Origin of the sequence: Verrucosispora sp. SN26_14.1, assembly GCF_004307965.1 — a bacterium.
Lineage (GTDB): Bacteria > Actinomycetota > Actinomycetes > Mycobacteriales > Micromonosporaceae > Micromonospora.
In genome coordinates this window covers 1-9,807 of sequence record NZ_SISL01000224.1, presented here as the reverse complement: position 1 = coordinate 9,807, position 9,807 = coordinate 1, and the positions used below count along the sequence as shown (strand labels likewise).

10 protein-coding genes are annotated in these 9,807 nt (G+C 72.9%); 6 read left to right on the top strand and 4 right to left on the bottom strand.

The window, feature by feature from the left end:
- Positions 1–127: 127 nt before the first annotated feature.
- A complete protein-coding gene (pseI, locus tag EYA84_RS19400; RefSeq protein WP_131054460.1) occupies positions 128–1,177 on the top strand; it encodes a pseudaminic acid synthase in 1,050 nt (349 codons plus the stop codon).
- Between the two features lie 497 nt (positions 1,178–1,674).
- On the opposite strand, the gene EYA84_RS19395 is transcribed toward pseI, so the two are convergent.
- From EYA84_RS19395 to EYA84_RS19380, 4 genes are read right to left on the bottom strand one after another with little or no spacing between them, the layout of a single operon-like run.
- Positions 1,675–2,199 (bottom strand): hypothetical protein, encoded by a 525-nt coding sequence (locus EYA84_RS19395; protein WP_131054459.1) that lies wholly within the window; start codon positions 2,197–2,199, stop codon positions 1,675–1,677.
- A gap of 49 nt (positions 2,200–2,248) precedes the next feature.
- On the bottom strand, positions 2,249–2,998 hold the full coding sequence (locus tag EYA84_RS19390; protein ID WP_131054458.1) for an SDR family NAD(P)-dependent oxidoreductase: 750 nt from the start codon (positions 2,996–2,998) through the stop codon (positions 2,249–2,251).
- Positions 2,991–4,310: an AMP-binding protein gene (locus EYA84_RS19385; RefSeq protein WP_131054457.1), complete on the bottom strand. Its 1,320-nt coding sequence runs from the start codon at positions 4,308–4,310 to the stop codon at positions 2,991–2,993. The genes EYA84_RS19390 and EYA84_RS19385 overlap by 8 nt, the downstream gene beginning before the upstream one ends.
- Positions 4,307–4,558 carry an acyl carrier protein gene (locus EYA84_RS19380; protein WP_162854373.1) on the bottom strand — a complete coding sequence of 84 codons (252 nt, stop codon included), beginning with the start codon at positions 4,556–4,558 and terminating at the stop codon, positions 4,307–4,309. The genes EYA84_RS19385 and EYA84_RS19380 overlap by 4 nt, the downstream gene beginning before the upstream one ends.
- Before the next feature lie 43 nt (positions 4,559–4,601).
- Here EYA84_RS19380 and EYA84_RS19375 point away from each other — a divergent pair, with 43 nt between their 5' ends.
- From EYA84_RS19375 to EYA84_RS19355, 5 genes are all read left to right on the top strand, one after another.
- A complete protein-coding gene (locus EYA84_RS19375; protein WP_236145851.1) occupies positions 4,602–5,147 on the top strand; it encodes a GNAT family N-acetyltransferase in 546 nt (181 codons plus the stop codon).
- Positions 5,148–5,353: 206 nt separating this feature from the next.
- Positions 5,354–6,346, top strand: coding sequence for a UDP-N-acetylglucosamine 4,6-dehydratase (inverting) (gene pseB, locus EYA84_RS19370; RefSeq protein ID WP_131054456.1), 993 nt, complete (start codon positions 5,354–5,356; stop codon positions 6,344–6,346).
- Positions 6,347–6,348: 2 nt separating this feature from the next.
- The gene (locus EYA84_RS19365) at positions 6,349–7,497 is read left to right on the top strand and encodes a DegT/DnrJ/EryC1/StrS aminotransferase family protein (protein ID WP_131054461.1); all 1,149 of its coding nucleotides are present in this window, start codon (positions 6,349–6,351) and stop codon (positions 7,495–7,497) included.
- 9 nt (positions 7,498–7,506) lie between these two features.
- Positions 7,507–8,340, top strand: coding sequence for a hypothetical protein (locus EYA84_RS19360; protein WP_131054455.1), 834 nt, complete (start codon positions 7,507–7,509; stop codon positions 8,338–8,340).
- A complete protein-coding gene (locus tag EYA84_RS19355) occupies positions 8,337–9,800 on the top strand; it encodes a class I SAM-dependent methyltransferase (RefSeq protein ID WP_201272428.1) in 1,464 nt (487 codons plus the stop codon). Before EYA84_RS19360 ends, EYA84_RS19355 begins: the two co-directional genes overlap by 4 nt.
- Positions 9,801–9,807: the final 7 nt, after the last annotated feature.

Below are 9,807 nucleotides of genomic sequence, written 5' to 3'. Positions count from 1 at the left end.
CCCCGCCCCCGCCCGACGCATCGACCCCGACCGCCACGGCGACCGCCGCGTCCCCGCCCCCGCCCGACGGCACAGCGGCCCCCACGTCACCCCGCCCGCTGGTGCGGACTCGTCAGAACGGATCACGATGACCACGTTGAAGATCGGCCCGCATCTGGTCGGTGCCGGGGAGCGCCCCTTCGTGGTGGCCGAGATGTCCGGCAACCACAACGGCGACCTGGGCCGGGCACTGTCCATCGTGGACGCTGTCGCGGCGGCCGGTGCACACGCGCTCAAGCTCCAGACGTACCGGCCCGACACGATCACCATCGACGTCGACACCCCGGCGTTCCGCATCTCCGGCGGGCACGAGCTGTGGGGCGGGCAGAACCTCTATCGGCTCTACGAGCGGGCACACACCCCGTACGAGTGGCACCGGCCGATCTTCGAACGGGCCCGTGAGCACGGGCTGACGGTCTTCTCCTCCCCCTTCGACGCCTCGGCCGTGGAGCTGCTGGAGGAACTGGACGCGCCCGCGTACAAGATCGCCTCGTCGGAGCTGGTCGACCTGCCGCTGATCCGGCTCGTCGCGGCCACCGGCAAGCCGATGGTCATCTCCACCGGGATGGCCACGCTGGCCGAGATCGACGCCGCCGTCCGCACCGCCCGCGACGGTGGTGCCGGTGGGATCGTGCTGCTGGCCTGCACCGCCTCGTACCCGGCCCCGCCCGTCGACAGCAACCTGCGCCGCATCCCGGTGCTCGCCGAGGCGTTCGGGGTACCCGTCGGTCTCTCCGACCACACGCCCGGCATCGGCGTGCCGGTCGCGTCGGTGGCCCTCGGGGCATGCTTCATCGAGAAACACGTCACGCTGGACCGCGCCGACGGCGGCGTGGACTCCGACTTCTCGCTGGACCCGTCCGAGCTTGCCGCGCTGGTGGTCGAATCGGATCGGGCGTACGCGGCGCTCGGCGGCACCGCCGTCGGCCCCACCCCCGCCGAACGGGAGGGCCTGCGTTTCCGCCGCTCGCTCTACGTGGTGGCCGACGTGCGCGCCGGGGACGAGGTCACCGCCGCCACCGTACGCTCGATCCGCCCCGCCGGCGGGCTGCACCCGGTGGAGATCGACCGGGTCCTCGGTCGCCACTTCACCACCGACGTCGCCCGGGGCACCCCGCTGAGTTGGGACCTGATCTGAGCGTTGGCCCTCGCCGCCACCAGTTCGGCATGTGGGTCGGCCGTTGCGGTCCCTCGCACAACGCCCCGACACCTCGGCCCCGTTACGCAACGCCCCGACGGTCGGTGTCCCGCACAACGCCCCGACGGTTGGTGTCCCACACAACGCCCCGACGGTTGGTGTCCCACACAACGCCCCGACGGTTGGTGTCCCACACAACGCCCCGACGGTTGGTGTCCCACACAACGCCCCGACGGTTGGTGGGTAGATTTGTTGTCGCCCCAGCGACAACAAATCTACCCACCCCGGAGCGGCAGCCAACGACATGCCGCGATCCGGCAGGCCGCTCTGGACTCGATCGGATGGGGCGAGGCGGTCGGGGCGTCGACGGCGCAGACGGGTCAGCTCGAAAGGGACCGACCAGGAGACGGCAGGCCCGGGAGACGGCAGGCCCGGGAGACGGCAGGCCCGGGAGACGGCAGGCCCGGGCCGGTCGGCGGCACGACGGCGCAGACGGGTCAGCTCGAAAGGGACCGACCAGGAGGCGGTAGGTCCAGGTCAGGAGGCGGTAGGTCCGGACCGGGAGACGGCAGGCCCTGGATTACGGCGAAGGCGACGGTGACGACCAGGTCGGAGAGTGCCTCCCGGTCCGCCGAGCCGACCTCGCGGGCGAGGCCCGAAGGACCGAGGTCGAGGTCGAGGTCGAGAACCAGGGTGCGCCACAGCCAGACCGTGCCGGCGGGCACACTCAGGCCGTACCGGCGCCAGAGGGCGACCATCGGCACGTCGGCGAGTTTGGCCACGCACTCGGTGCGGGTCCACCGGGCCCAGAAGTTCGAGGTGCCGAACCGGTGCGCCAGCATCGGCGGCACCTCGGCAGCGGCGTACTCGGCGTCGATCGCGACCCGCCAACCCGGGATCGATGGCGCGTACCAGCCGACGCACCGTCCGTCGGCCAGGTGGCTGCGGGTGACGGCGTCGCCCGAGTCGGTGGCCGACGCGACCCGCAGGTGTCGCGGCGCGGCGGCGAGGAGCGTGGCCACGGACGGTCCGCCCGCGTCCACGGCGACGCGGGCGGACGGGGCGCGCGGGTCAGATCGAGGCGGCACCGTCGACCACGATGACCTGGCCGTTGATGTTCGTCTGGTCGCGCAGCAGCATCCGCACCACGGGTACCACCTCGTGCGGCTCGGTCAGGTGGCCGGTCGGGGTGCGGCGCACGATCTGGTCGAGTTGGCTCGGGCCGAGCACCGCTGACATCTCCGAGGCGAAGAAGCCCGGAGCGACGGCGTTGACCAGCATCCGGCCGCCCAACTCCCGGGCCAGCGAGCGGGTTGCGGCGTCCATCCCGCCCTTGGTGGCGGAGTACGCGACCAGGCCGGGGAAGCCGCGCTGCGCGCAGATCGAGGTGACGTTGACGATCCGCCCGCGCCGTCCCTGCGCCAGCATCCGCCGCACGGTGAGCCGGGTCAGCTGCAACGGGGCGGTCAGGTTGGTCTCGACGATCCGGGCGATGTCGGCGTCAGCGGTGTGTACGTGCAGCGAGTCCTGCCCGACCGCCGCGTTGTTGACCACCCCGTCGACCGGCCCGAGCCGCTCCTCCGCCGCCCGGAGGAACGCCTGCGTGGCGGCCCGGTCGGTGACGTCGACCGGGTCGACGTGGACCCGATCCGGACGGGCCTCGGCGAGCTTCGCCAGGTCCGGGGTGACGGTACGCGCGAAGGCGGCCACCTTCACCCCCGCGTCGAGCAGGTCGGTGACGATGGCGAGGCCCAGGCCCCGGGAACCGCCGGAGACGAGCACCACGGTGGAGGGCGGAACGGGGACGGCGGATTCAGACATCGCTCTTCAACGTCTCCTTGACGGGGATCTCGGCGTGCAGCCGGATCCGGCGGGGCACGGCGTACTCGGGCAGCCGGTCGGTGCACCAGCGCACCAACGCCGCCTCGTCCAGGTCCGGGCCGGTCGCGCCGGACACCGGAGGGGCGGGTACGACCTCGGCGACGACCATGTGACCGAGTAGCGGAGCGCGTCGGCCGGTGACCCGGGCCCAGGCCACCCGGGGGTGGGCGGTGAGCACGTCACGGACCAGCCCGGCGGAGACCTTGCTGCCGCCCACGTTGATCTCGTCGGTGTCGAGCCGCCCGCTGATCAGGACCCGGCCGTCGACGACCTGCGCCCGGTCCCCGGTGCGGACCGGTCCGGCCAACCCGACCCCGTGGTGCGGCGAGGTGACCACGAGTTCCCCGTCGCGCAGCCCGATGATGGGGCGTTCCGGGGCGCTGCGGTCCAGCCACTCGACCGGGAACCCGGCCCGCCCGTCGTGCACCACGATCGCCGCGCCGACCTCGGAGGAGGCGTAGATCCAGGAGATCCGGGCGGCCGGGAAGACCTCGCGCAGCCGGTCCAGGATCGCCTGGTCGACCGGCTCGCCGCCGAGGGTGAGCTGACGCAGCGGCACCCGGGCCAGCGCCTCGGGGTCGCGGTGCAGCGCCCGACGCCAGAAGGTGGGCGTACCGGAGGCCGCGTCGACACCGTGCGCGGCGGCCAGCGCCGGCCAGTCGTCGAGTCGCTCGGGCTCCACCACCACCAGGTGCTGTCCCGGCTGGGTCAGCGCCAGCGTCACCACCTGCCACCACGCGTACGTGCCGGGGGCGTACGGGCAGAGCCAGGTGCGGCCCGGTTGGGCACCCCGGACGGTGGTCACCGACTCCAGGGTGTGCCCGACGCGTTTCGGACGTCCGGTGGTGCCGGAGGTCAACAGCCAGAGCCGGCCGCGCTCGGCCGGTCGGGGCCGGGTCGGAGCGAGGACGACGAGGCCGTCCCCGCCCACGACGGCACCGTCCCCCAGCGCGGCCCCATGACCCAGCGGGGTCGGGTCGGCGGCGGTCAGGGTGAAGCCGGCGGCGCGCAGGTCGTCCCGCATTCCGGTGTCGACCCGACCGGCGCTGGTGAGCAGCAGTTCGGTGCCGTGCACGGCGTGGTGCCGGGCGGCGGCGAGCGCGTCGCGGGCGGAGTGCGCGAGCACCGCCACCGGGTCCGGCAGGACCGGTTCGGGCAGGTCCCGCCAGGTCAGCGCGCTGCCGCCGACCACGACGCGGTTGTCCACACCGGCCGGGTACGGGCCGAGGCGGGCGGCGGTCCGGACGCTCACTGCCGCTGGAGTTCGGCGAGGAAGTCGAGGACGTCGCCGACGGTGGCGATGCGCCGCAACCCGGGGGCGTCGAAGTTCAACTCCTCGCCCGTGGCGTCCTCGACCCGCAGGGCCAGTTCGGAGAAGTCCAGCGACCGGAAACCGATCTCCCGCAGATCCGCCGCGTCGTCGTCCGGCAGTACCTTTCCCTGATTGGCCAGCACCTGCCCCATGAGGTCGCGAATCTGCGCGCGACTCAATTCCGTCATGCCGCGGAGTGTACAGCCGGATGAATCGTGATTAGGGTGCCCGATGACCCTGGAAATGCGAACAGAAAGTGAGCGTTACGTGCTGCGAGACGCCACCGGGGACGACGTTAACCTGATGTTGTCCTGGCGTAATCAGGACGTCAATCGACAGGCCAGCAAGACCAGTCACGTGATCAGTGTCGAGGAGCACCGGCGGTGGTGGGCGGCAGTCCGCACCGACCCTTCCCGCCGGGTGTTGACCTACCTGTACGACGGGGTGCCCTGCGGTGCGGTCACCTTCTTCGACCTGCGGTTCGACGGTCCGCGTACCGGGTCGTGGGGGTTCTGTCTGGACGCCGAGGGGCTGGCCGAGCGGGGCGAGACGCTGCCCGTCTGGCTGGCCGTGACGCGGGCGGCGCTCGGGTACGCCTTCGACGTGCTGGCACTGGACCGACTCGACGGAGAGGTGCTCGCCCACAACACCGTGGTACGGCAGATGAACCGTCGTCTCCGGTTCGTGGAGGGCGCGGGCCGCACGGAGGTGCACGACGGGCGGGAAATCACCGTGATCCCCATTTCACTGGAGCGCGGAAATCGCCGTCGACACTGATTCTGCATGCCGTCCACGTCGCGTTCACGACATGTTCGACGACTGTTTCCGACACCGCCGGAATCAAGCCCGACGGTGCCCGCCATTCACGGCCGCAGTGGCCCGGGTTAACCACCGGGCGTCGGCGCGTTAACCCACCGCCCCTAGCGTTCCCACCCGACCGGCTGCGGTGTCGCCGGCTCACCGACGACCACGGGAGCACCACATTGAGCGAGCTGAACGGATCGTCCATCCTCGTCACCGGGGGCACGGGTTCCTTCGGCCGGACCTTCCTCCGGCACCTCCTCAGCGAGGTCGACCCGGCCCGGGTGGTGGTCTTCTCCCGTGACGAGCTGAAGCAGTACGAGCTGCGCCAGCAACTCGGCGACGACCCGCGACTGCGCTGGTTCATCGGGGACATCCGGGACCGGCACCGGCTGACCCGGGCCATGCACGGGGTGGACCACGTGGTGCACGCCGCCGCGCTCAAGCAGGTCGACACCGCCGAGTACAACCCGTCGGAGTTCATCGCCACCAACATCACCGGGTCGCAGCACGTCGTCGACGCGGCGATCGAGGCCGGCGTACGCAAGGTCATCGCCCTCTCCACCGACAAGGCGTCCAGCCCGATCAACCTGTACGGCGCGACCAAGCTGGTCGGCGACAAGCTCTTCGTCTCCGCCAACCACTACGCCGCCCAGCACCCCACCCGCTTCTCGGTGGTGCGCTACGGCAACGTGGTCGGCAGCCGGGGCTCGGTGGTGCCGCTGTTCCGTCGCCTCGCCGCCGAGGGCCGCAGCCTGCCGATCACCGACAAGCGGATGACCCGGTTCTGGATCACGCTGGACCAGGCGGTGCAGTTCGTCCTGGACTCGTTCGACCAGATGCAGGGCGGCGAGCTGTTCGTGCCGCGTATCCCCAGCATGCGCATCCTCGACCTGGTCGAGGCCGTCGCGCCGGACGCCACCACACACGAGATCGGCATTCGTCCGGGCGAGAAGCTGCACGAGGAGATGATCGCGCCGGACGACAGCCGCCGGACGCTGATCGCCAAGGACCGCTTCATCGTGCAGCCGACCATCGCCACCTGGGGCTACCAGCCGCCCGTCGACTGCGAGCCGGTGTCGGACGGCTTCGCGTACCAGTCGGACACCAACGACGAGTGGCTCACCGTGCCGCAGTTGCGCGCCATGCTCGGCCTCACCGCCCTCGCCGCATGAGCATGCTGCCGTACGGCCGACAGTCGGTGACCGAGGAGGACGTCGCCGCCGTGGTCGCGGCCCTGCGCAGCGACTGGCTCACCACCGGCCCCGAGGTCGCCGCGTTCGAGGCGGAGCTGTCCCGATGGGCCGGCGGCACCGGGGTGGCGACGGTCTCCAACGGCACGGCGGCGCTGCACGTGGCGTACGCGGCGGCGGGTGTCGGCCCCGGCGACGAGGTGATCGTGCCGCCGACGACGTTCGTGGCGACCGCGAGCAGCGCGCTGGCGCTGGGCGCGCGGATCGTCTTCGCCGACGTCGAGGAGGAGACGTACACACTGGACCCGGCCGCGGTGGCCGCCGCCGTCACCGAGCGGACCAAGGTCGTCGCCGCCGTGGACTACGCCGGACACCCGGCCGACTACGACGCGCTGCGCGCCGCGATCGAGGGTACGGGCGCCACGCTGCTCGCCGACGCGGCGCACTCGATCGGGGCCGCCTACCGGGGTCGGCCGGTCGGCACGCTCGCCGACGTGACCACGTTCTCGTTCTTCCCCACCAAGAACATGACCACCGCCGAGGGCGGCGCGGTCGTCACCGGCGATCCGGAGCTGCTCACCCGGGCCCGCCGGTTCCGCAACATCGGGCTGGTGCGGGAACCCGACGAGCAGCGGTGGCCGGACGAGGGCGGCTGGCACCAGGAGGTGCACTCGTACGGGCTGAACTACCGGCTGCCCGACGTACTCTGCGCGCTCGGTCGCAGCCAGCTTCGCCGCCTCGACGCGTTCCTGGCCCGCCGGGCCGAGCTGGTGGCCCGCTACGACGAGGCCCTGGCCGACCTGCCCGGCGTACTCACCCCGGGCCGGCGGGACTGGGCCGCACCGGCCTGGCACCTGTACCCGATCCGGGTGCGCGACGGCCGCCGTCGACAGGTGTACGACCGGATGCGCGCCGCCGGCATCGGCGTACAGGTGAACTACATCCCGGTGCACTGGCACCCGGTCTTCGCCGACCTCGGCCACCGGCGCGGCACCCACCCGGTCGCGGAGGCGTTCTACGCCCAGCAACTGTCGCTGCCGCTCTACCCCGGGCTGCGCGACGCCGATCAGGACCGGGTCGTGGACGCGCTGGCTGCGGCGCTGCGCGGCACCCGGGTCCGGTCGGCCGCCTGAGAGGACCCGATGCACCACGCGAACCACTTCTACGGGCACGCGCACGTGCTGGCCCGCTACGCCGGACCGGGCGACGGGCATCCGCCGCGGATCGACGGGTACGTGCAGCACGGCTGGAACATCGGCGACGGGTTGGCGCCCGGACACCCGTACGCCGACCGCGCCCCCAGCCTGCTCTGGTCCGAGCAGACCCGGCGGCGGGCCTGGTCGGTGGGGCGACGCAACGTCACCGTGATCGGGGCGCCCTTCGCGTACCTGCTGGCGATGCGGGCCGCCGAGCCCGCGCCCGAGCGGAAGGGCACCATCTGGTACCCGTTCCACGGGTGGGAGGGGCAGCACGTCAAGGGTGACCACCGGGAGCTGATCGCCCGGATCCGGGACACCGAGCCCGGCCCGGTCACCGTCTGCCTCTACTGGCACGAGCACCGGATGCGTCGGGTCCGCCGGCTCTACGAGAACGCCGGGTTCCGGGTCGTCTGCCACGGCTACCGGGGGCACTGGTGGAAAGACACCGACCCGTTGTTCCTGGACCGGCAGCTCGACGAGCTGCGCCGCCACCGGCGGGTCGCGTCGAACCGGCTGACCAGCGCCATCTTCTACGGCATCGCGGCCGGGTGCGAACCGGCCGTGTACGGCGACCCGATGACGCTGGCCGACGAGGACCCGACCTTCGGCGGCACCGCCCGGATCCGCCGCCAGTGGCCGGAGCTGCACGGCGAACGGGTGCACCTGGCCACCGCCGTGGAGATCACCCGCGCGGAAGTGGGCACCGACCACCGCTACCCGCCCGCCGCCCTGCGCGAACTGCTGGGCTGGGCGACCCCGGACGAGGAGACGACGTGACGACCGAGACGGCCGTGACGCTGCCCGGCGGCGAGATGCCGGCCTGGTCCGACCGGGCCGTCGACGCCGGTCCGCTCGCCACGCTGGTGGCCCGGCTGGCACCCGACGGCGCCCGGGTGCTGCTGGCCGGGCCGCACGATGCGGCGGTACGCACGGCGCTGGCGCACACCCGGCTCACCGCGCTGCTGCGTGGCTACCCCGACGCGGCGGCGCTCGCCGGTCAGGTCGACCGGGTGGTGGTGGCCGGTGTGTCGGGGCTGCCCGACGACGAGGAGTACGACCTGGTGCTCGCCGCCGCCGGGCTGGACGCGATCGAGTCGGTCGAGGGGCCCAGGCTCGGGTGGGACGCCCGGCTGCGGCGCCTGGCGACGGCCGTGCGCCCCGGCGGGACGCTGCTGCTGCGGCTGGACAACCCGCTCGGCGTCCACCGGTTGGTGGCCGACTCCCCCTGGTACGCCGACCGCGCCGACGCGGCGTGGACCGTCGGCGGGGCGCTCGACGGGGACCGCCCGGCCGGGCTGGACCAGCTCCACGTCCGGCTGACCGACGCCGGACTGCGAGTGGACGGCTGTTATGCCGGATACCCCCGGCCGGACCTGACCACCGCGCTGCTCGCCACCGACCGACTCAGCCGACACACCGACTCGGGGCTGTTCGACGCGGTGTTGCAGCGCAGTTGCGCCGAAGGGTTCGACGGCCGGTTCGTGCTGGCCGATCCGGCCCGGTTGGCCGTGGACGCGCTGCACGCCGGCAAGGCGGCCGAGCTGGCCCCGTGCTGGCTGGTGCTCGCCCAGCGGGGCACCGACACACCCGCCCCCCGCTCCGACGGGCTGCCGGTGGCGCTGGTGTGCTCCGACGGCACGGACGACACGGTCCTGGAGGTGGTCGACGGTCCGCAGGGCTGGCGGTGGCGCGGCCCGGCACCGACCGGACGGACCACACCCGCCACCGCACCGTACGCGAGCCGACAGGCCGCCCACCGCGACCCGGCGGCACCGGACTGGCCGGTCCCGGCGGGGCGGCTGCTGCGGACCCTGCTGCTCGACGGTTGTCTGCGCCGCGACACCGGCCTGCTGCGTCGCCTCCTGCGCGGGTACGCCGACTGGCTCTCCGGGCAGGCCGAGCAGGGTCGGCTCGGCGGGGCGGTGGCGCTGGCCGGGGCGGAGAACCTGGTCGTCGCCGGTGACCGCTTCGCGGTGCTCGATCCGAGCTGGCGGGCCGGCGACCCGCTCCCGGTCGACGTGGTCCTCGCCCGGACGCTGTGGCGCTTCGCCACCGAACTGGTCACCGGCGGGTACGCCCACCCGTGGACCTCCACGCTGGACGTGGCGGGCCTGACCGTGGTGCTCGGCGGGGTCGCCGGACGGGACTTCGACCGCACGGTGGTGGACGCGGCGGTGGAGACCGAGGCCGCGGTGGGCGCCTGTCTCTTATACACCTATCCGAGCCCACGCGACTAGCGCTCAT